This is a genomic window from Arthrobacter sp. UYCu723 (genome assembly GCF_054059215.1).
The window spans coordinates 98850-120564 of the sequence record NZ_JBSSBW010000002.1 but is presented as its reverse complement, the minus strand read 5'-3'; the positions used below and the strand labels follow the sequence as shown (position 1 = coordinate 120564).

Sequence of the window (21715 nt, the reverse complement as noted above, 5' to 3'; positions counted from 1 at the left end):
CAGAGACCGCCGCCCCTCCCCAATCCCCACATGGAAATGAGGTAACAACGATGAGTTCCTCTGCAACGATTGACGAAACCTTGGGCGGGGTTCTCCCCAAGAACAAGCCTCCGGCCAAGCGTGGCCGTCGCGATAGAGCGGATCGCATTGCATCAACGTATTTTGTGATCCCCGTCTTGGTCGTCTTCGCAACACTGACTGCGCTGCCGTTGGCCATTTCGACGTTCTGGTCCTTCACTGACTACGACGGAGTCAGCGCCGACTTCGCCTTCGTCCGGTTGGACAACTACAAAGTGGTCTTCAGCGATCCAAGCCTGATGTCAGCACTGACCTTCACCTTGATGTTCGCCATTGCCACCACCCTCATCATCACAGTCCTCGCGATCCTTCTGGCTGTGGTGCTGAACAAGAGTTTTTTCGGACGCGACCTCGCCCGATCTGTCTTCTTCTTCCTCGGCGTTCCCTCACTCGCCATCCTCGGCCTGGTCTGGCGCTTCATCCTTTCCCCGTTGGACAATGGCGTAGCCAATCAGTTCCTCATCAACCTTGGCCTTGAAGGCCTGCCGTGGCTGGCTGACGAGAACTTGGCCCGCTGGTCGGTCATCCTGATCGCGGTCTGGGCAGGCGTGGGATGGCACGCGACCCTGTACTTGGCCTACATGCAGTCCATTCCCGGAGACCTGTATGAACAGTCGACCATGGACGGCGCAAACCCGCTCCAGCAGTTCGTCAGCATCACCCTTCCCTACCTCGTCCCGGCCATCGCGGTATCGACGTTCCTGCTGGTGACAGGAGGCCTAAAGATCTACGATCTGCCGTTCACCCTGACCAGTGGCGGCCCGGGCTATGCCACGAGCACCATCACGCAGGCAATCATCCAGCGAGGCGTGCGTCAGTCCGAATACGGCATCGGGTCCGCACTGGCTACGGTGTTCACCCTTGCCACCCTGCTCGTAGTCGCAGCCCAGTTCGGGGCACTGCGGGCGATCACTCGGAGGTTCTCGTGAGATACGGCAGAAACAAGAAAATTCGTAGCGCGATGAGGTCTGTGCCGGTCCTTCTGGTGGCCGCCATTGCAGCCGTCCCCCTTTACTACGTATTGATCAGCTCCTTCAAGAAGTCGATCGACATGTTCCAGCACCCCCTGTCGCTGCCCACTACCTGGCAGTTCGGGAACTACGCCGAGGCATTCTCGCAGAGCACGCTGATGCTGAGTCTCCTGAACTCGCTGTTTGTCACGGTGCTCGGCGTCGGCGTCCAAGTCTTCATTGGCTCGATGGCGGCGTATGGGGTGATTTTGGCCAAAACTAAGCTCACAGTCGCCCTGGGCGCACTGCTGGCCATCGCGTTTGCCATACCCCTCCAGTCGACGCTAGTACCCCAGTACGTCATCTTCGCCAACCTGCACCTGACCGACAGTCTGTGGGGGCTGGTCCTGCTCTACACGGGCGGTTCACTCTTCTGCTACTTCCTGATCATCGGGTACATGCGAGCGCTGCCGGCAGAGCTATTCGAGGCCGCCAAGATGGACGGTGCGGGGCCGCTCCGCATCTACTGGAAGATCGTCCTTCCGCTCACCCGACCCATCCTGACGACGGTGATCGTGTTCCAGACGCTCTACATCTGGAACGACTTCCTGATCCCGAACATCTACCTGGCGTCGCCCGAGAAGCGGACCATCCCACTCCAAGTTTATGCGGCGATTGGGCAATTCACCACGAACTATCCATTGTTCATGTCCATCACGGTGATCGCACTCGTGCCAGTGTTCATCTTCTTCGTCCTCGCCCAGAAGTGGATCGTGTCGGGTCTGCTCAGTGGCGCGGTCAAGGGGTGACGCTTCTACTCCGCCCGTGAATGCGGCGGACCCAGCACGGTGCGAACCCAGTCGGTTCCAGCCCTGCTGGGTCCTCCGCATACACTGCACAGCCGCCCAACCCACATTGTGTAAAACACCGCTAACGAAAGTCTATGAATCATGAAGAACGGACGTGACGCGCTTCTGAAGCGTGACTTCGGTCGAGGTCAAGTTCTTGTCCATCCTGCCAGCGGAGCGCTGATGCAGTTCACGTGCGACGAGGATACCGAACGGCGCTACCTACTGGATGACGAGGTGCTGTGGCACTCCGACGAACACCAGTGGGGTGCGGGCTTCATCACCACGGACAAGGGCAGCGCGCGGTGGCACACTCCCTCCGTCATCGTCATCGAGGACGACGCACTGCAGGGGACGTTCCCGCTGGGTGATGCCCTCACCCTCACCGTGACCCGCACGTTCGGCGATGTCCTGGTGGAGACCTACCGGTTCTCCAACACCACCGCCGAGGCCGTCACCGTCACCGGACTCGGCATCCAGACACCGCTGGCCGACCACTACGCCACAGCGCGCCAATCCCTCAGCCAGGCCGTCAACGTGCACGCCTTCACCGGAGGGCGATGGGCGTGGGTGCTGGCGCAGCCGATGAACGGTGCCGCGCCCATGCTCGGACTCATCCTTCGAAAGGGTGAGCTGAACGCGTACTCGCTGGAGACGCGCAACCACAACACCCTGTCCAACGCCCGGGGTCACTTCGTGCTGCAGCCCACCGACCGTGCCCGCTCCCCCCATGCCTTCGGCGGCCAGCCGGTGATCGTCATCGGCGCCGGTGAGGACTACGTTGTCGAGTGGGAGCTGCAGTGGTTCAGCAGCAAGGACGACTTCATCGCCGCCACCAATGCGCCGGCCAAGCTGGACGGCATCGCCGCGAAGGTGGGGGAGGACGTACTCCTCACCACCGCCACGGACGTCAGCGTCACAACGCAGGACGACGATGTGAAGATCTCCTCGGACGGGCAGACCCACCGCATCTCGTCCACGGTGGCCAAGCCTGTTATTGTGCGCATTGGTGAACAGAGTCACACCGAGGTCCTGTTCCACCGCAGCGTGCAAGACACCGTGGTCGCGCGTTGCCAGTACATTCTCGACAGGCAGCGCCCCCGCGAACGCTCTGGCCTGCTGGCCCATGCATTCGTGCCTCTCGACACCCGCACCGGGCTCACCCAGACAGCCAATGACTGGAGCGACTGGTCGGACGGTTCTGAGCGCATCGGCATGGCCGTCCTCATGCAGCGGGCAGTCACCAACGGGTGGATGGGGCAGGAGGCAGCTGACGCCGTCCAAGCATGGGAGGAGTTTTGCCTGGACTCACTGCTCGAGGAGGAACTCACCCCGCATCGCGGCTCGCAGGTCCACAGTGGCAGCGAGACGCGACTCTACGACCTGCCGTGGCATGGGCAGTTTTTCCTCACCCGCTACCGCCACACAGGGGAGGAGCGGCACCTCGATATCGCAGCGAAGCTGTACGAGCGCTACTTTGCCTTGGGTGCGGAACATTTCCTCGGTGTGATGAGCTCGGAGTTCTGCCACGAGATCTGCGTGGCGCTGGAGGAAGCCGGACACACGGCCAGAGCCGAAGGGCTGAAACAGCGCCTCGTCGCCAGCGCCAAGTACTTCCTCGATCTGGGATACGACCTGCCGGCGCACGAAGTGGTGTACGAGCAGTCGATCGTGGCGCCGCTGGTGAACCTCTTCATCGACGCCTTCGAAATCAGCCAGGACCAGATCTACCTCGACGCCGTGAAGGAGACGCTCGGTTGGCTTCGCGCCTTTGGTGGCCCGCAGCCTCACTCGCGCCTTCTCGACGTCCCCATCCGTCACTGGGATGGCTACTGGTTCGGGATCGAGCGGCTGTGGGGCGACATCTTCCCGCACCACTGGAGCGCCTTGAGCGCCACGGTCCTCCAGAGATTGCCGAAGGGGCTGCGCACCGAGGGCACCGAAAGAACGGCACTCTCCATCATGCGGTCCGGGATGGCGAACTACTTCCCCGACGGCAGTGCCACGGCCGCCTTCGTCATGCCGTCGTCCGTGGATGGCCGCACCGCCCACCTGGCGGACCCGCTGGCCAACGATCAGGACTGGCACCTGGCGACCTGGCTCTGGTTGCACGACCGACACGCAATTGACCTCCCTTAGCACGGATCCAAGCCGTTCAATATTCGAGAAATGAGTTGAAAAGCATGTCCTTCGATCACTCCCGTGTGGCCGATCCCACCTTCGTGGCGGAAAACCGTCTGCCGCCTCGTTCGGACCACAGATGGTTTGCCAGCATGGAAGAGGCTTCCTGGGGGCAGAGCCGTTTCGAGCAATCGCTGAACGGGGTGTGGAAGTTCCACTACGCGCGGAACTTCTCTCACACGTTGCCGGGATTCGAAGCCGTGGACGTCGACTGCTCCACTTGGGATGACATACCGGTGCCGTCGCACATCCAGATGCACGGCTACGACCGTCCGCAGTACGCGAACACGCAGTACCCCTGGGATGGTCACGAGGACATCCAGCCCGGTGAGATCCCGCAGGGCTTCAATCCGGTCGGAAGCTACGTGCGGCTGTTCACACTTGACCGTGCCGTCGACGACGGGGAGCGCGTCTCCATCTGCTTCAAGGGGGCGGAGAGCGCGATCGCGGTGTGGCTGAACGGCTCCTACATCGGGTACGCCACTGACACATTCACCCCGTCGGAGTTCGACATCACCGACGCCCTCGTGGACGGTGAGAACAAGCTCGCTGCCCAAGTGATCAAGTGGAGCGGCACTTCTTGGGTAGAGGACCAGGACTTCTACCGATTCTCTGGGCTCTTTCGCGATGTCGTGCTCCATCGACGCCCGGCAGCCCACTTGAATGACCTCCGCGTCGTCACAGATCTCGACGACGACTTCGCCACGGCAACCGTACGGGTGACTGCCGAAACGAGCGTCGCCGCAACCGTCACGGCAACGCTGGAGGGTGTGGGGGAGTTCAGCGACGATGGGGACGGCGCGATGGTGATCACCGTCAAAGAGCCACTTTTGTGGAGCGCGGAGAAGCCATACCTGTACCAGCTCCTGATCACCGTGACGGCTGAGGACGGCACTGTCAGCGAAATCATTCCCCAGCGTGTCGGCATCCGCCGCTTCGCCATCGAGAACACCTTGCTGAAGATCAACGGCAAGCGTGTGGTCTTCAATGGCGTCAACCGGCACGAGTTCGGCCTGCAGGGACGCGCAGTGTCCTACGACGAAACCGAGGCGGACGTACAGATGCTCAAGGCCGCCGGGTTCAACGCGGTCCGCACCAGTCACTACCCCAACAACTCCTTCTTCTACGACCTGTGTGACGAGTACGGGCTCTACGTCATGGACGAGATGAACCTGGAGTCGCACGCCCAGTGGGACGCGGTCACCATGGGACGGGCAACGCTCGAGGAGCTGGTGCCGGGGTCGCGACCGGAGTGGCGGGACACACTGCTGGATCGAGCGGCCAACATGCTGCAGAGGGACAAGAACCATCCCAGCATCGTGATCTGGTCCGTCGGCAATGAATCGCTGGGCGGCGAGAACCTCCTTGAGGTCGCCAACTACTTCCGGGAGCATGACTCGCGGCCCGTGCACTACGAACATGTGCACTGGGACCCCCGCTACCCCGACACCACCGACATCGAGAGCAACATGTACAGCACGGCTGCTGACGTCGAGGAGTTCCTGCGCTCCGCGAGGGGCAAGCCGTTCATCCTGTGCGAGTACGCGCACGCCATGGGCAATTCGTTTGGCGCCGTCGACAAGTACATGGACCTGACGCGTCGCGAGCCGCTGTTCCAGGGTGCCTTCATCTGGGACTTCGCGGACCAGGCCATCCGCATGCGCGACCGGCACGGCAAGGAGTTCTTCGGTTACGGAGGGGACAATAAGGAAGCGCCGCACGACTTCGAGTTCAGCGCCAATGGCATCTATTTCACTGATCATTCGCCCACCCCAAAGCTGCAGGAAGTCAAGTACCTCTATCAGGGCCTCGGTATCGACGTGCTGCGGGACCGCTTCGAGGTCACGAACCGGTTCCTGTTTACCGACTCCGCCGAGTTTGATTGTGTCGTCGCGCTGCGGAGCGAAGGACGCGAACTCCAGCGAGCTGCGGTGGTCACATCGGTGGCCCCTGGAGAGCAGGAGTCGTACCCGCTCCCATTCGACTTACCGGAGGCAGCCGGCGAGTACACCGTTGACGTGTCCTTCCGTCTCCGCCAGGAAACGCGTTGGGCGCCCTCCGGGCACGTCTTGGCCTACGACCAGGGAGTGTTCAAGAACGAGGCGCAGACTCTGCCAGTAGCACGTCGTGGCGAAAAGCTGACAGTCATTGACGGACTGCACAACGTGGGTGTTAAGGGTCAGCACTTCTCCGTCCTGTTCTCACGCCTCTTCGGCGGCCTCGTCTCGTATCGCTGCGGTCTGACCCGCGATGGTGGCAACGAGTTGCTCAGCGGTATACCCAAGCCCAACTTCTGGCACGCGCCTACCTCCAACGAGCGTGGCTGGGGGATGCCGTTCCGGGACGGGGGCTGGCTGCTGGCTAGCCGGTACGCGAAGGTGTCTGCCGACGACAACGCAACCATTGTCTCGAAGGACGACGAGTCGGTGGAGGTGAGATTCACCTACCTGCTTCCTGGCACCCCGGAAGGCGAGTGCATTGTGCGCTACCGCGTTCACGGTAGCGGTCGCGTCGAGGTGACCCTGCGTGTGAAGCCGGGTGAAGGCATGCCCGACATGCCCGAGCTCGGGCTGCTTCTCACCACCGACGCCGATTTCCGACACCTGCGCTGGTACGGGGAGGGCCCCGACGAGTGCTATGTCGACCGTCGGAGTGGAGCACGCGTTGACGTGTACGAGGCCGAGGTAGCTGACATGTTGCCCCCATACGTTCGACCGCAGGAGTCGGGCAACCGTACGGGCGTGAGATGGGCCACGGTAACGAACGATCGCGGACTGGGTCTGCGGTTCGAGGGCTGCAGTGAGATGGAGTTTTCGGCACTGCCGTGGACGCCTTTCGAGATGGAGAACGCCCTGCACCCCGTTGACCTGCCTCCAATCCAGCGTACTGTGCTGCGCCCGGCCCTGATGCGCCGCGGTGTGGGTGGTGACGATTCGTGGGGTGCGATGACACATCCCGAATACCGTCTGCCCGCGGGCGAGGAGTTGGAGTTCACGTTCGCCTTTCAGGGGACGTTCGAAACCCACCCGGAACGTGGGGGCGGCAGCGCTCTGCTCCCGCCGGCCGGAAATGTGGTCTGACCGACTTAGCTCCTGACTTCCCCCGGGAAGTCAGGAGCTCTCTTCGTCCGCCAGGGATTGCGGTCAGCTTTTGGTCTGGTGGTGCCGAATGTCGACAAGCGGGTCTGCTGAAGGTTTGGGTGACTCGGTTCCTTATGCCGCTAGTGTTCCGTGTTAATGGTTTGTTTGCGTTTCATCTTGCCCAGGAGATACTCCGCTGATTTGGTCCAGGTGAATGGTTTGGCGTCCTGGTTGTAGTTCTCGATGTAGCGTTCCAGGGTTTCTTCCAGCTCTTTCACGGAGCTGAATGCCCCGCGTTTGAGGCACTGGCGGGTGATGATCCCGAAGAAGATCTCCACCATGTTCAGCCAGGAACAGCTGGTCGGGGTGAAATGCAGGGTGACCCGCGGGTTGTTGGCCAGCCAGTCCTTGACGTTCTGGTGCTTATGGGTCGCGTAGTTGTCGCAGATGACATGCAGCTCAACCCCGGGGTGGGCGTCGGTTACCCGGCCCAGGAAATCGACGAACTCGATGTTGGTGTGCTTTGGGTAGAAGGCGTTCGCGGTGAGTTTGCCGGTGAGGACCTCCAGTGCGGCGAACAAGGTGGTGGTGCCGTTGCGCTTGTAGTCGTGGGTCTGCTGCAGCGGGTGCGTCGGGGACAACGGCTGGTCCGGGCCGGTGCGGGACAGGGCCTGGATTTGGGTTTTCTCATCGATGCTCACCACCACCGCGTTTTCCGGCGGGGACATGTACAGGCCCACCACGTCCCGGAGCTTGAACTCCAGGGCGGGGTCGGTGGAGAACTTGAACGTCTCGATCCGGTGCGGCTGGATTTTCCAACGGCGCCAGATGCGGGCCACAGAGGAAAAGGAGACTCCGTGGCGTTCGGCCATGATGCGGGCGGACCAGTGCGAGATCCCCAGCTCGGCCGGCGGCTTCCCGTCGTTGGTCAGGGTGTCCGCGATCAGTGCGAGCTCGTCGATTTCCCGCTCCCGACCCGGACGCTGGACATCGGACAGGGCCTCGATCCCGCCCTCGGCATAGCGGTTGCGCCACTTCAAAACAGTGGGTGCCGAAAACCCCGTGATCTTCTCGATCTGGATATTCGGCAGCCCGTCGGCAGCCAACAAGACCGTGCGCGCCCGCAGGGCCACTGTCGCGGTGGATGCTTTCCCACGAGTCAGCGCCTCCAGAGCTCCCCGGTCCCCGTCACGCAACTCCAATGCCCTTGCCAGATAAACCATGGATCAAGTCTGACAAACACTCAAACCAAAAGGAATCAACGACACGCTACACTAGTGCGTCGGTGGTTCTCATTATGGTCTCGAACTCGATCGGTGTGAGCGTGCCCAGACGGCGTTGGCGTCGCTTGCGGTGATAGGTGCCCTCGATCCACGCCACGATCGCGAGGCGGAGAGGTCGAGAACGCCACGGCAGATCGCTGGGCGTTTGCAATTGGAAGCGTCAGAGCCCAGCGTTGAGATCATGACCAAATCCCCTGATGCCGACGGCGCTACCGTCTCCCACGAGGCCCTCTACAGGTGGATCTACGCCCTGCCTAAAGGCGAGCTGGCCAAGGCCGGGATACTGCTGCAATCCAAGCGCACGAAGCGGAAAAGCCGTAAGCCCCTGGGTGAGCGGACCGGCGGCCGGATCATCGGGATGGTCAGCATCGATGACCGGCCCGAGGAAGCGACCGACCGGCGTATTCCTGGCGCGTGGGAGGGGGATCTCATCGTGGGTAAGGGCGGTAAATCCGCTGTGGCAACGCTCGTGGAACGATCGAGCCGGTTCGTGATCATGCTCGGCCTGCCCGAAGGTAAGAAGGCACACGGCCTGGCGGACGTTCTCATTGACCGGGTCCACGATCTGCCGGCCCTGATGCGTGGCTCCCTGACGTGGGACCAGGGTACCGAGATGGCCCGCCACGCCGCCTTGACCGTGGCAACGGATCTGCCCGTCTACTTCGCCCACCCGCATTCACCATGGGAGCGGCCAACGAATGAGAACACCAACGGGCTCATCCGCGAGTACCTCCCCAAGGGCACAGAGCTGACCAGTCACCAGCCCTACCTGGACTCCATCGCCGACGAACTCAACGACCGCCCACGAAAAGTTCTAGGCTTCTACACGCCACGGGAAGTATTCAACAAGCTACTCAACGACAACGTTGCTTAGACGAGTTGACACCGCCGTGATCTCTTCAGTAAGTGCGGGCGCGCTCTTAAGCCCGGTCTCGGTCAGGGCTACTGCATCTTGGCCAATTGCTTCTGTTAGCCCTGCACGGTTGGTGCGCCGGATCAGTTTTGCAATGACGAGGCTAGGGATGGTGATCCCGAACTCGTCATGAATGGTCTCTGAGATAGAAGGCTTCTCAAGGAATGGCTTTCCAGACTTGGCCAGCACGCTGAGAATAAAGGGCTGGAAATTGTCTAAGTAGCTGGGTGCCTCAGCGTTGTAGTTGGCTCGAAGCACCGCATATCCAACCAACGCACTAGCAGGTGTTGCCAACAGAATCTCCTCAAACCCCAAGCGGAACCAATAATTTTGATCAAGATTACATATTGGCAGGTAGGCGCTGCAGGCGCAGTCACCGCTGTGGTCAGTTTATGCCCCGAGCTCAAGCGAAATTTACGGTTAACGGAGAAGGTGCTGGAGTTCTCGGCAGGTCCAAACACTGCGATAGCACAGCTTTGAAAGTGTCAGGGCGCGTTGTCTGCCGCTTCCGAATTTCCTTAGCCTTACATAAGATCCGTAGTGGGTATCCGGTTAGCTCAGGTTGTGCTTTTCGATCCCGGACCGTGGGCGACGATTTGGCGATAGGTGGCTGGCGCCTGCTGTGCGCCGAGACCGAGCAGGGATTGGAAGGCCGCCATGGGTGTGCTGCGCCGGTTGTAGCGGAACGTGAACTCGTCGAGGTACACCTGCAGGTGTTCATTGCCCACGGAGCGGTGGGTTCCCCGCAGCCATGTCTTGAAGTTGCTGATGGCGCGGTGCACGCGGGGAAGGACAGGGTCGGGGTCGCCGGCTCTTTTGGCGGCCCGCTGGGATCGCGGGCGGTGGTCGTAGCCTTTGTTCCTCAACGGGACGTACCCCATCCAGCCGTCGGTGTGCACGATGGCGCCGGGAGCCACAGTGTCTGTCACGAAAGTGCCCAACGTGTCGCCGGACGCGTTGGGGATCACCTTCATCCGGACGCGTCCGGAGCCCTGACCACGCACCTCCACCGCCACGACTATCTGCGCGGCCCGGGCCGTGAGATTTCTGCCGCCGCGCCGGCCCACCTCCGGGCCGCCGACTTCGCATTCGTCCACCTCTACCTCGCCGGTCAGCAGGGTGCGTTCGGGGTTGACCATGGCGCGGCGCAGTTTGTGGAGCATGGTCCAGGCCGTCTCGTAGCGGCTGAGTCCGAGCTGGCGCTGCAGCTGCCTGGCCGAGATCCCCGGAGTTCCCGTCGTCATCAGGTAGGCCGCCCAGAACCACAAATGCAGTGCAGTGTGGGTCTTGTGGAGCACGGTACCGGCTGTCAGCGAAACCTGGTAACGGCATGCGGCGCATTCCCACAGCCCCCGCGCCGCCACGGGCCAGGCGGACTCCCCCTTGCACCGGGGACACGAATAGCCATCCGGCCAGCGGCACTCAAACAGATAGCCCAGGCAAGCCTGCTCGTCGCCGAATCTCGCCTGGAACTCCAGAATCGTCTTCGGAAAGTCCGGTCTCGACATTTACGCAGTCTACCTGAGCTAACCGGATACCCACTAGATCCGTTATCGGCGCAATGGCTCGGGTGATTTAGAGGAGGGCGCTCAGCCTTGTCATCGCGGGCTGCGCGTCTTCGATGTAGTGGCTCATATTTGCGGTGAATTGTCGCCGGCGTTCGGAGGTGATGTGGGCTTCGAACGCCGGCTCATCCATGTACCTCTCGAGGATGAGGTATTTGCGTGGCTCTTGTTCGAGGCTGTACGCCGCGAAGTGGAGGATTCCGGGTTCTACGATGGCGGCCAGGGTGAGCTCGCGGATCATCGCAGCGACACGCTGCTCGTGTCCGGGTAACGCCGTGTACTCGGTGTAGAGGTCTTTGGGCATGATTCTTCCTTAGCTGTTCATACTGCTCCTCGGGCCAGACGAAATGGCCTTTTCGATTTGGTGGCGGTCGGAGGCACAGGCTTCGGGGGCCCGAGTCCGTGCGCGTGCCGCAGCTCGGGCCTTGTTGATAGCCACCGACGCCTTAGCCGGGCTTCACCGCCGCCAGTGGCGTGAATAATCGGCGGATGGCCGGATCCATACACTCCAAGCTAGGCAAGGCGCCGGCCCACATCGGACGCACAACTCCCACCATCCGTGCCAAAGAAAGCCGCATCCGTAAGCATCTTCTCTGGGTTGTGCCGGTCAAGGGCCTGCGCCACGACTCCAACGTCTCCGACACCACACCGTCACCGGCAGAATCAGCGGCGTCTTTCCCTACAGCTTCACGTCGCCGCAGAGGTGGACCTGCACCCCCAGCTCGGCGAAGAAGGCGGCCTTGGCTTCGAGCGCCTTATCCGCCGTCTCGGCGTCGGGGGCGTAGACCACCTGGGCGTGGTTGGCCTTGTGGCGGGCCATTAGCTGATCTCGGCTGACGCCGTCGAGGACGGCGTGCATGATCGGCCACTGCGGGTCGGTCGCGTCCAGCCGCCGCCGGGTCTCCTCCTCCGGGAGCTCGACGACGTGGCCGCGGCCGAGGTCCACGTGCAGCCGGTCGTCCATGATGAAGACCCGGGACCAGACGATCTCCCCCGGCTTGGAGACACCGCTGAGGGTGCCGCCGCCCAGCGGAAAGAACATTTCGGGCTGGCGCATGGAGTAGGACTTGTCGTAGCCGCCGTTGTGGGAGGCTGGCACGGAGCCGGAGATTTCGAAGACCCAGACGAACTCGCCGTCGTAGTCGGCGCCCCAGCGCACATCGTGCAGCGTGGTGGCGGGATCGAGCCCCATCGCTGTCCAGATCCGGTTGGTAATGAGCGCGTCGACGGCCACCCCCTCGTCCACTTCGTTGAAGTGCGGCAGCGCCTTGCCGGCAAACAGCTCCCGCCCGCCGTCGCGGGAGTAGACCGGCGGGCGCTGGACATTGTTGAGCAGGCCTTCGGCCAGATCCGAGGCCGGAACGGTGTCCTTGAGGCCCTGCTGGTACTGGATGCCGACGGCGTCGACGCCGTAATCGTCCGAGATCCGCAGCGCCGCGATGTACATCTTGAGCTGGCTGTGGACCTGGTCCGGGGTCAGCTCCGTCGCCGGGTCGGTGCCGAAGTGGAAGGTCAGTCCGGCGTCGTCGAGCCAGCTCTTCACCGCGTCGGCCTCGGCGTCCGGGACCTTCTGCATCTCGGCCACGAGGGCGCTCTGTGAGAGCCGCTCCTTGTAGATGCCCAGCGGGTTGAGCATTTCGTCGTCGATGATGGCGTTGTACATGCCCATGCAGCCCTCGTCGAAGACGCCGATGATGGCCTTGTCGGCCATCAGCTGCTGCGCCAGGGCGCGTCCCAGCCGGACCTCTTCCGTGTCCGCCAGCGGCGGCAGTTCGCGGACGTGGCTCGTGTCGTGGGTGATGCTGCCGGAGGTGAGCCAGGACTTGAGCTTGCCCACCGCCCATTCGTCGGTGAAGTCCTCGCTCCACAGTGCGGAGTATTCGACCTTGGCCTTGGTCAGGCTCCCGGTGAGGTTGAGCAGCCCTACCAGGCCGGGGAAGTCGCCCGCCCAGTTGGCCACTACCAGGATCGGGCCGCGGTGCGTGCGCAGGCCCGCGAGGACGTGGTGGCTGTACTGCCAGACGGCCTCGACAACCACCACCGGCGCCGTCGGCGGGATGTTCTTGAAGACCTCCATGCCCATCCGCTGGCTGTCGATGAAGCCGTGCCCGGTGTCCGGGTTGACGCCGTGCGCGCGGGCAACCTTATAGCCGAGCGACTCCACAGCGGCGGCGAAGTGCCCTTCGAGCTGCTGCTGAGTGGGCCAGCACTTGGTGTTCGCCGCGATCCGCAGGTCGCCGCTGCTGATGGTGTAGACCGCGTTCGGCTCGGCGGCGGGGGTTTCCGCGACGGTCGGGAAAGTGTAGCTGCTCATGGCGTGGGGTCCCTTTCGAGGTTATGGGGGCTCAGTCGTTCCTCGCGTCCAGCGAGGGCGTGGGCAATGTCCTTGGTGGCTGGGTAGAGCCGCAAGTAGAGGTCGTACAGCTCGTCGTAGTCTGCGGTCACGGCAGGGTCCGGGTGGACGGTCCGGGCCGGCGGGTTCCACTCGCTGATCCGGACCTCGGCAACCGTGCGTGCGGCCAGGTACGCGGCACCGTAGCTGGCGCCGATGGTCTGGCTCGGGATGAGCTGCGGCCGACCGGTCACGTCGGAGACGATCTGGGTCCACAGCTCGCCCTGGGTTCCGCCGCCGACGGCCACGATGCGCTGGATATTTCCTCCGGCAAGCTCCATGGATTCGATGTTGTGCCGGACGCCCAGCGCCGTGGCCTCCAGCGCAGCCCGGTACAGGTCCCCTCGGGTGTGCGAGAGGGTCAGCCCTGCGATGATGCCGCGGGCTTGCGGATCCGCCACCGGAGTCCGTTCGCCGGCAAAGTAGGGCAGCATCAGGAGTCCCCTGGCGCCGGGGCCGGACGCGGCGGCCAGCTCCAGCAGTTCCGGGAAATCGAGGGAACCGAAGAGTTCCTTGAGCCACGAGGTGACCGCCCCGGAGGTGGCCATCCCGCCGGCCAGGTTGCGCGTTCCCTCGAAGGCCCCCACCGTTCCCCACAGCTGGGGGGAGGTCACCCGGTCCGGCACGGTGTTCACCAGGAACATGGTGGTGCCGTACATCAGCATCAGGTCGCCGTTGTTCTGGCTGTCCACGCTGACGGCTTCGCTCCAGGCGTCGATGGTTCCGGCGATGACCGGCACTCCGGCGGGCAGCCCGGTGTCGGCGGCGGCCTCCGCGCTGACGTACCCGGCGGTGTCGCCGGGCCAGAGCAGCGGCGGAAGCTCCAGCCCGGGGGCGATCTGGCTGGCGAAGGGCGGATACCATTCCAGCGTCCGGGTGTCGTAGAGGGGCGTGCATTGGCTGGCGGAGTGGTGGTCCAGCACGTACGCGCCGGTGAGCTGGTAGGCGAGCCAGGACGAGGGCATGAAGAGCCGGCGGCTCTTGGCGAAGGTTTCCGGCTCATGCTTGTCCAGCCACCCCAGCTTCGGCCCGACGGCCTGCGTGGAAAGCACGGAGCCGCAGCGCTCCATGATGACGTCGTCCCCGCCCAGCCGGGCGGTGAGGGACTTGATCTGCTCGGTGGCCCGGGAGTCGATGCCGTAGAGGATCGCCGGGCGCAGCGGGGTGCCGTCCTCGTCTGCGACGAGGACGCAGGGCCCCATGCCGCTGACCCCAACCGCGACGATGTCCTCGTCCGCGCCGGCCAGTAGTTCCCGGCTGATCGCGGTGAATTCCTCCCACCACAGACGCCCGTCCATCTCGGCCCAGCCGGGACGGGGCCGGCTTACCTCGTGGCTGCGCGACGCGGAGCGGAGCACCCGGCCGTCCAGGTCCACAACGACGCCCTTGCTGCTGCTGGTGCCGATGTCGACGCCGAGCACCGCACGGCCCGAGGCCGGCTGGTCAGTCACGTTGCCGGTCGCAAGCGCAGGCCCTGCAACCCGCCGTCGACCGCCAGCGAGGTTCCGGTCGTGGAGCCGGCGGCCGGCGAGGCGAGATAGGCCACGGCGGCCGCCACCTCGTCTGCAGTGACCAGGCGGCCATGGGGCTGGCGGGCGTTGAGGGCAGCGCGTTCGGCCTGCGGATCGTCACTTTGGGCCATCAGGCGGCCGATCCAGGGGGTGTCGGCCGTGCCCGGGTTCACGCAGTTGACCCGGATGCCTTCGCGGATGTGGTCCGCGGCCATCGCCAGCGTCAGGGACAGGACCGCGCCCTTGCTGGCGCCGTACAGCGCCCGCTGCGGCAGCCCCGCCGTGGCCGCGATGGAACACATATTGACGATCGCGGCAGCCGGCGAGCGGCGCAGATGCGGCAGCGCGGCGCGGCTGACCCGGACCATGCCGAGCACGTTGATGTCGAACACGCGGTGCCATTCCTCGTCGTCGTTGTCGGCGATGGTGCCCTGGGCGCCAATCCCGGCATTGTTGACGACGACGTCTATCCGGCCAAAGTGCCCGGCCACCGCTTCGACTGCCGCGACCACGGAGGCATCGTCAGCCACGTCGCAACGCACCGCCAAGTGCCCCTCTGGCGCGTCCTGCGGGTTCAGGTCCAGGACCGCCACCGAGGCTCCGGCGGCGGCAAGCCGCGCGGCCGCGGCCGCGCCGATGCCGGAGGCGCCGCCGGTCACAATCGCGACCAGCCCATCCATCTCCGTTGCCATGATTTTCCTTTCAAAAGACGCTTATTGGGGGTGCGCCCTGCCCGCGGGCGCCGGCGGCTGCATCGGCCGCCGTTTCAGGACTGCGCGAAGACTTGCCGCTGCCGGCCGAGGCCCTCGATCTCAATCTCGACGACGTCACCGGCTTTGAGGTACGGGAATCTGCCGGAAAGCGCGACACCCTGGGGGGTGCCTGTGAGGACGACGTCGCCGGGTTCAAGGGCCAAGTACTGGCTCAGGTGGTGGATCAGGAATTCGACCGAAAAGACCATGTCAGCGGTGCTGGAGTCCTGGCGCGGTTCCCCGTTGACCCAGCTGCGGAGCCGGAGCCTGCCCGGATCGACCTCGTCTGCCGGCACGAGCCACGGCCCCAGCGGGGAAAATCCCGGCGAACACTTGCCCTTGGACCACTGGCCGCCGGATTCCTCGATCTGGAAAGTGCGTTCGGACAGGTCGTTGGCGACCAGATAGCCCGCGATATGAGCTGCTGAGTCCGCCGGCGACCCGAGGTAGCTGGCACGCCGGCCGATCACCACCCCGAGTTCGACCTCCCAGTCAGTCTTGGTGGAATTGCGCGGGATGAACGCCCGGTCATCCGGGCCTGCGACGGTGTTGGGCGTCTTGAGGAAGATGATGGGAATTTCGGGCGGCAGCGAACCGGATTCCGCGGCATGCGCCGCATAGTTCATTCCCACACAGATGACCGCGGACGGACGGGCAATCGGGGCGCCAATCCGGAGGTCGGCCGCGTTCAGCGGCTCAAGCTCCCCGCGGTCCAGGGCCCTTCGGACAGCCGCGATTCCCCCGCCGGCCAGGAACTCGCCGGAGATGTCCGGGGTCAGCGGAGATAGATCATATGTATTTTCTATCCCGGCGCCGTCGACGGCAATGACGGCGGGGCGTTCCGCACCCGCGGCGCCCAAGCGAACCAACTTCACACTTCCTCCAAATCGGGCAAATCTGCCCGGTGCTAACCCGGCAGCCGGATAGGCCGCGCGGAAAGGTGTCGAATACCACAATACAGATCACACCGTCATTGACAAGCCATACATCCGATGTTTATTGTCGAACTCACCGTCCGACCGGGCGGCGCGACATCCCCGGCGCTGCCCGGAGCATGAGGAGTTCACACGTGAGTACCATCACCGCCGTCACGGTCAGTGACGTCCGATTTCCGACGTCCTCGTCCCTGGACGGCTCGGATGCCATGAATCCCGACCCGGACTACTCGGCGGCGTACCTGGTGATCGGCACCGACGCCGGCGACGGCCTCGAGGGCCACGGCTTTGTCTTCACCATCGGGCGCGGAACCGAAGTGGTGGCCAGCGCCCTCACGGCCCTCATTCCGTACCTCCGGGACCGGAACACCGAGGAGCTCCTGGAGGACATGGGCGGGACTTGGCGTTCCATGGTGCACGACTCGCAGCTGCGCTGGCTGGGACCCGAGAAGGGGATCATGCACATGGCCATCGGGGCCGCCATCAACGCCCTCTGGGACTTGAAGGCGAAACGCGCCGGTCTGCCGCTGTGGCAGCTGCTCTCCCGGCTGTCCCCCGAGGACCTGGTTGACCTGTTGGACTTCCGCTACCTCAGCGATGCCCTCACCCCGGATGAGGCCCTCGATCTCCTGCGCAGCGCCGAGGCCGGGCGCCCGGGCCGTGAGGCCGAGCTGCTCCGGGCCGGTTACCCGGCATACACCACCACCCCGGGCTGGCTCGGCTACGACGACGCCAAGCTCGCCCGGCTGTGCCGCGAGGCTGTCGCGGACGGCTTCCCGCTGGTCAAGCTCAAGGTGGGCGCCAACCTCGAGGATGACGTCAGGCGCCTGCGCGTTGCCCGGGACGCCTGCGGTCCGGGTATCAAGATTGCCGTGGACGCGAACCAGCGCTGGGACACCGCGGAGGCCATCGACTGGATCCGCGGTCTCGGCGACCGCGACCTCGCCTGGGTGGAGGAACCGACGAGCCCGGACGACATCCTGGCCCACGCCGCGATCGCCCGTGCCATCGCCCCGATTCCGGTGGCGACCGGGGAGCACGTCCAGAACCGTGTGGTGTTCAAGCAGATGCTGCAGGCCGGGTCCCTTGAGGTCTTGCAGCTCGATGCTGCACGGGTGGCCGGCGTGAACGAGAACATCGCTATCCTGCTCCTCGCAGCGAAATTCGGGGTCCGGGTCTGCCCGCACGCCGGCGGTGTGGGTCTCTGCGAAGCCGTCCAACACCTCTCCATGTTCGACTACGTGGCCGTTTCCGGGCAGCTCGAGGGCAGGATGATTGAATTCGTCGACCACCTCCACGAGCACTTCGTCGTCCCGGTCGACGTCCACGGCGGCCGCTACTGGCCGCCTGCAGCTCCGGGCGGCGGGAGCGAAATGAAAGCGCACTCTCTGGCGGAGTTCGCCTTCCCTGCCGGTCCGGCGTGGGCCGCTCCGGTTGAAGCTGTGGCAGGCTGATCCGATGAGCAAAGCCCCGGAACGCATCGCACTGCACACCCGGCTCAAGGCCGGCCGTGAGGCCGACTACGACCGGATCCACGCACGGATCCCCGCCGAGCTCGCGTCCGCCATGCGCGGGATCGGCGTGCACAGCTGGCGGATCTGGCGCAGCGGATGTGAGCTTTTCCATGTGGTGGAGGTCGACGACTACGCAAAAATGCGCAGGTTCCTTGCCGCTCATCCTGCCAACATCCCCTGGCAGGCGGAAATGGCCGAACTCCTTGAGGTCGAGGACGACTATTCGGGTGAGGACCGCGGCATCCCGATGGTGTGGGAGCTTGCACGGCAATGACACAACTGCCCCTCGGCCCGCTGGGCTACGGCGCCGCCGCTCTCGGGAACCTGTATTCGAGCATGGGCGACGACGCCGCCCGGCGTACCCTGGAGGCCGCCTGGCGCGGCGGTATCCGCTACTTCGACACGGCGCCGCACTATGGTCTGGGGCTCTCGGAACGGCGGCTCGGCGAATTCCTCCGCACCCGCCCCCGGGAGGAGTTCGTTATCTCCACCAAAGTCGGCCGGCTGCTGGAGCCTAACCCGGACTACCAGTCCGGCGAGCTGGACACCGGGGGCTTCGCCGTCCCCGCCCGGAGCACCCGGCGGTGGGACTTCACCGAACGCGGCATCCGGCAGAGCCTGGAGGACTCCCTGGACCGTTTGGGCATCGCGCGGGTGGACATCCTCTACCTGCATGACCCCGACGCCTATGACATGGACGCAGCGCTCAAAAATGCCCTGCCGGCCCTGCAGCGGCTGAAGCGCGAGGGCCTCGTCCGGGCCATCGGGGTGGGATCCAACTCCGCGGAAGCCCTGCACACGCTCATCGACCGCACCGAACTGGACCTGGTCATGCTCGCCGGCCGCTTCACACTACTTGAGCAGCCCGCCCTGGCCGGACTGCTGCCCCGGTGCGTCGAACGCGGCGTAGGAGTCGTTGCCGCCGGAGTGTTCAACTCGGGCATCCTGGCCAAGGCGAAAGTTCCGGCGGGCGCCCATTACAACTACGGACCGGCGCCGCGGGAGCTGTTGTCCCGGGCCCGGCGCCTCGCCGCCGTCTGCGCCACGTTCGGGGTGGAGTTGCCCGTCGCCGCCATCCAGTACCCGCTGCGGCACCCGGCCGTGCGCAACGTGGTCATCGGCGCGCGTGGCGCGCAGCAGATCAGTGCCAACATCGCCGGCATGGGCCGGCCGCTCCCCCAGGCCCTCTGGGACGCGCTTGAAGCGGAGGGGTTGATTCCCCGGTGACCGGGCTCCCCACGGTTGACTCGCACCTGCACCTGTGGAGCCTCGGCCGCAGCCGGTACCGGTGGCTGGATTCAGTGCCGGAGCTGAAGCAGGACTTCACCGCCGCCCAGGCACGTGCGGAGCTCGACGCTGCCGGAGTGGCGGAAGCGGTCCTCGTCCAGGCCGACGACACGCTCGAGGACACCGGGTTCCTGCTCGAAACCGCCGCCGCGGAAGCTTGGATCCGCGGCGTGGTCGGCTGGATCCAGCTGGATTCGCCCTCCCGCGCCGGAGCTCAGCTGGACCGGTGGCTGGAATCAGACAAGTTCTGCGGGGTCCGGCATCTGATTCATGACGATCCGCGGGACGACTTCCTTGCCCTTGCCCCGGTCCGCGAATCGCTCGCCCTGCTTACTGCGGCCGGCCTGCCCTTCGACATCCCGGACGCCTTCCCGCGCCACCTCGGAGCCACAGCCGAACTGGCAAAGGCGCTCCCGGACCTCACCGTCGTCGTGGACCATCTAGGCAAGCCGCCGCTTGCCGATCCTGATGCGATGGCCCGGTGGCGACTCGAACTGGCCGCATGCGCGGCCCACCCTAATACTGTGGCGAAGCTGTCCGGCCTTCGTATTCCCGGCGCGGAATACAACGCCTCCGCACTGGAACCGGTTTTCCACGAAGCCCTGGAGCTGTTCGGAGCGGAACGCCTCATGTACGGCGGCGACTGGCCCGTGTCGGTCCCCGCCGGCGGCTACCAGCCCACCTGGCAGGTGCTCAAGGAACTGATTGAAACGCTCAGCCCGGCCGAACAGGATGACATCCTCGCCGCCACATCACACCGGGTATACCGCCGCGGCGCGGTGGCCTGATTCCATCCCGCCACGGGCCCGGGATGGCCGGGTCTAAGATGTCTTTCAGGCGTGCCGACGCCGGATGCACAGAATGGCGCTTTCCATGACAAAACCCCCAGCCGCCACTGCGGTGCCGAGCGACGCCTCCCCGGCCAAGATGGTCAAGGACGCGTCGCTGCCGATGTACAGGCAGTTGTGCGACCAGCTGACCCTGGAAATTTCGAACCGCAAGCTGGCCCCGGGGTACCGTCTCCCCGGTGAGCACGGCATGTGCGAGCTGTACGGGGTTTCCCGCACCGTGGTCCGGCAGGCACTGGGGCAGCTCGAGCACGACGGCGTGATCGAGCGGGTCAAGGGCAAGGGCACCTTTGTGGCCCCCCGCAAGGTCTCCGAAAGCCTGGTCCACACCCTCCGCGGCCTCTACGCGGACGTGGAGTCCCGCGGCGGCAGCATCTACAGCGATGTGCGCCGCCGGGAGGTGGTCCCTGCCGACGACACGGTGGCCGAGGCGCTTCGGATCCCGGCCGGCGGACCCGTCGTCGTCCTCGAGCGGCTCCGTTATGTTGAAGATTCCCCATGGTCCCTCACCACCACCTACCTTCCCGGCGACATGGCCGAGGTCGTGCTCGGTGCCGACTTGCGCAACCAGTCGCTTTACGCCGTGCTGGCCAGGAACGGCATCCGCGCGCACCACGGCATCCGCTCGGTCGAGGCGACCGTGGCAAACAAGACGCAGGCCGAGGCGCTGGGCATCGTGAAGGGCGCGCCGCTCATGCAGTTGCGGAGCATCGTCTACGACGCGGCGGACCGGCCGCTGGAATTCTTCATTGCCCACCACCGTGGGGACCAGAGCCGTTTTGAGGTTGTCATCGACGCAGCCTCGGCGGGCTCCGGCACGGCCGGCTTCCACCGCGTCACCACCGGCTGAGCTCCGCGGGCCGCGTGGGCCAGCTCCTCCTGGTGATTCCCAAGGAACCGCTTGGCATGTAACCTGTAATTACAGGTTGCCGCATCGGCAACGGATTATTTGCTGATTCTCAGGAGACTTTTGCCCGTGAGCGAATTCATTACACCCCCCGTTCCGCCCATGACCATCCGCTTCGACGCGCAGGCCGGCACCCTGTCGCCGCAAGGCCCCACGCTGGAACGCCGCATGTCGGACCTGGAAGGCCTGTTCGCGGACAAGGACGCCTGGAACAAGGCTGTCACCAACGGCAATCCCGTGGTCTACTCCGTGGTTTCCACCCCGGTGCCGGAAGCGGACCGGGAACTCCCGCAGTCCATCACCACGATCGAGCCCGGCACCACCGCCGGGGAGTTCTGGATGACCAAGGGCCACCAGCACCCGAACCACCAGGGCGAGATCTACCTGGGCATCTCCGGGCAGGGCGGGCTGCTGATGTTCGACGGCGAGAACACCTCCTGGGTGGACATGGCCCCCGGCGTGATCGGCTACATCCCGCCGGGCTGGGCCCACCGCAGCATCAACGTGGGCTCCGAGCCCTACAAGTTCCTCGCGGTCTACCCCGGCTGCGCCGGCCACGACTACGGCTGGGTCCTGGAGCACGGCATGGGCCAGCGCGTCTACTCCGCGGACTCGGGCCATGAGTTCGCACCCTTCTTCGCAGCACAGGCCTAAGACGGAAGGACCGGTCC

The 21715-nt window shown here is 64.7% G+C and carries 19 protein-coding genes and 1 pseudogene; 11 read left to right on the top strand and 9 right to left on the bottom strand.

Annotated features, from left to right (window positions below; genetic code table 11):
* Positions 1–164 precede the first annotated feature (164 nt).
* The 4 genes from ACVWZ8_RS22780 (at position 165) to ACVWZ8_RS22765 (ending at position 7137) form a co-directional block, all read left to right on the top strand.
* Positions 165–1007, top strand: a complete 843-nt coding sequence (locus tag ACVWZ8_RS22780) for a carbohydrate ABC transporter permease (RefSeq protein WP_456506096.1) — start codon at positions 165–167, stop codon at positions 1005–1007.
* Positions 1008–1039: 32 nt separating this feature from the next.
* Positions 1040–1837 carry a carbohydrate ABC transporter permease gene (locus tag ACVWZ8_RS22775; protein WP_456506095.1) on the top strand — a complete coding sequence of 266 codons (798 nt, stop codon included), beginning with the start codon at positions 1040–1042 and terminating at the stop codon, positions 1835–1837.
* Positions 1838–1978: 141 nt separating this feature from the next.
* Complete coding sequence (locus ACVWZ8_RS22770) at positions 1979–4015, top strand: hypothetical protein (protein ID WP_456506094.1); 2037 nt, start codon at positions 1979–1981, stop codon at positions 4013–4015.
* Between the two features lie 134 nt (positions 4016–4149).
* Positions 4150–7137, top strand: coding sequence for a glycoside hydrolase family 2 TIM barrel-domain containing protein (locus ACVWZ8_RS22765; protein ID WP_456506093.1), 2988 nt, complete (start codon positions 4150–4152; stop codon positions 7135–7137).
* Positions 7138–7277: 140 nt separating this feature from the next.
* On the opposite strand, the gene ACVWZ8_RS22760 is transcribed toward ACVWZ8_RS22765, so the two are convergent.
* On the bottom strand, positions 7278–8360 hold the full coding sequence (locus tag ACVWZ8_RS22760; RefSeq protein ID WP_456503742.1) for an IS630 family transposase: 1083 nt from the start codon (positions 8358–8360) through the stop codon (positions 7278–7280).
* Between the two features lie 46 nt (positions 8361–8406).
* Positions 8407–8547: pseudogene (locus tag ACVWZ8_RS22755) on the bottom strand (IS3-like element ISAar45 family transposase); the annotation flags it as partial.
* Here ACVWZ8_RS22755 and ACVWZ8_RS22750 point away from each other — a divergent pair.
* Positions 8491–9294: an IS30 family transposase gene (locus ACVWZ8_RS22750; protein WP_456506092.1), complete on the top strand. Its 804-nt coding sequence runs from the start codon at positions 8491–8493 to the stop codon at positions 9292–9294. The pseudogene ACVWZ8_RS22755 and the gene ACVWZ8_RS22750 sit on opposite strands and share 57 nt — an antisense overlap.
* Here ACVWZ8_RS22750 and ACVWZ8_RS22745 read toward each other — a convergent pair.
* The 7 genes from ACVWZ8_RS22745 to ACVWZ8_RS22715 all read right to left on the bottom strand — a co-directional run bounded on the left by ACVWZ8_RS22745 (position 9271) and on the right by ACVWZ8_RS22715 (position 16428).
* On the bottom strand, positions 9271–9627 hold the full coding sequence (locus tag ACVWZ8_RS22745; protein ID WP_456506091.1) for a hypothetical protein: 357 nt from the start codon (positions 9625–9627) through the stop codon (positions 9271–9273). The genes ACVWZ8_RS22750 and ACVWZ8_RS22745 overlap by 24 nt on opposite strands.
* A gap of 263 nt (positions 9628–9890) precedes the next feature.
* A complete protein-coding gene (locus ACVWZ8_RS22740; protein WP_456505508.1) occupies positions 9891–10841 on the bottom strand; it encodes an IS1595 family transposase in 951 nt (316 codons plus the stop codon).
* 67 nt (positions 10842–10908) lie between these two features.
* Entirely contained in the window at positions 10909–11202 is a 294-nt protein-coding gene (locus ACVWZ8_RS22735; protein WP_456506090.1) for a putative quinol monooxygenase, read from the bottom strand.
* A gap of 375 nt (positions 11203–11577) precedes the next feature.
* A complete protein-coding gene (locus tag ACVWZ8_RS22730) occupies positions 11578–13212 on the bottom strand; it encodes a fucose isomerase (protein WP_456506089.1) in 1635 nt (544 codons plus the stop codon).
* Positions 13209–14741, bottom strand: coding sequence for an FGGY-family carbohydrate kinase (locus ACVWZ8_RS22725; RefSeq protein ID WP_456506088.1), 1533 nt, complete (start codon positions 14739–14741; stop codon positions 13209–13211). The genes ACVWZ8_RS22730 and ACVWZ8_RS22725 overlap by 4 nt, the downstream gene beginning before the upstream one ends.
* On the bottom strand, positions 14738–15493 hold the full coding sequence (locus ACVWZ8_RS22720) for an SDR family NAD(P)-dependent oxidoreductase (protein ID WP_456506087.1): 756 nt from the start codon (positions 15491–15493) through the stop codon (positions 14738–14740). The genes ACVWZ8_RS22725 and ACVWZ8_RS22720 overlap by 4 nt, the downstream gene beginning before the upstream one ends.
* 74 nt (positions 15494–15567) lie before the next feature.
* On the bottom strand, positions 15568–16428 hold the full coding sequence (locus tag ACVWZ8_RS22715) for a fumarylacetoacetate hydrolase family protein (protein WP_456506086.1): 861 nt from the start codon (positions 16426–16428) through the stop codon (positions 15568–15570).
* A 194-nt stretch (positions 16429–16622) separates the two neighbouring features.
* Between ACVWZ8_RS22715 and ACVWZ8_RS22710 the strand changes: the two genes are divergently transcribed.
* The 6 genes from ACVWZ8_RS22710 to ACVWZ8_RS22685 all read left to right on the top strand — a co-directional run bounded on the left by ACVWZ8_RS22710 (position 16623) and on the right by ACVWZ8_RS22685 (position 21698).
* Entirely contained in the window at positions 16623–17942 is a 1320-nt protein-coding gene (locus tag ACVWZ8_RS22710; RefSeq protein WP_456506085.1) for an enolase C-terminal domain-like protein, read from the top strand.
* A 4-nt stretch (positions 17943–17946) separates the two neighbouring features.
* Positions 17947–18276: an L-rhamnose mutarotase gene (locus ACVWZ8_RS22705; protein ID WP_456506084.1), complete on the top strand. Its 330-nt coding sequence runs from the start codon at positions 17947–17949 to the stop codon at positions 18274–18276.
* Positions 18273–19229, top strand: a complete 957-nt coding sequence (locus ACVWZ8_RS22700) for an aldo/keto reductase (protein WP_456506083.1) — start codon at positions 18273–18275, stop codon at positions 19227–19229. Before ACVWZ8_RS22705 ends, ACVWZ8_RS22700 begins: the two co-directional genes overlap by 4 nt.
* Positions 19226–20077 carry an amidohydrolase family protein gene (locus ACVWZ8_RS22695; protein WP_456506082.1) on the top strand — a complete coding sequence of 284 codons (852 nt, stop codon included), beginning with the start codon at positions 19226–19228 and terminating at the stop codon, positions 20075–20077. Before ACVWZ8_RS22700 ends, ACVWZ8_RS22695 begins: the two co-directional genes overlap by 4 nt.
* 85 nt (positions 20078–20162) lie before the next feature.
* Complete coding sequence (locus ACVWZ8_RS22690) at positions 20163–20987, top strand: GntR family transcriptional regulator (protein ID WP_456506081.1); 825 nt, start codon at positions 20163–20165, stop codon at positions 20985–20987.
* Between the two features lie 126 nt (positions 20988–21113).
* Positions 21114–21698, top strand: coding sequence for a glucose-6-phosphate isomerase family protein (locus ACVWZ8_RS22685; RefSeq protein ID WP_456506080.1), 585 nt, complete (start codon positions 21114–21116; stop codon positions 21696–21698).
* Positions 21699–21715: the final 17 nt, after the last annotated feature.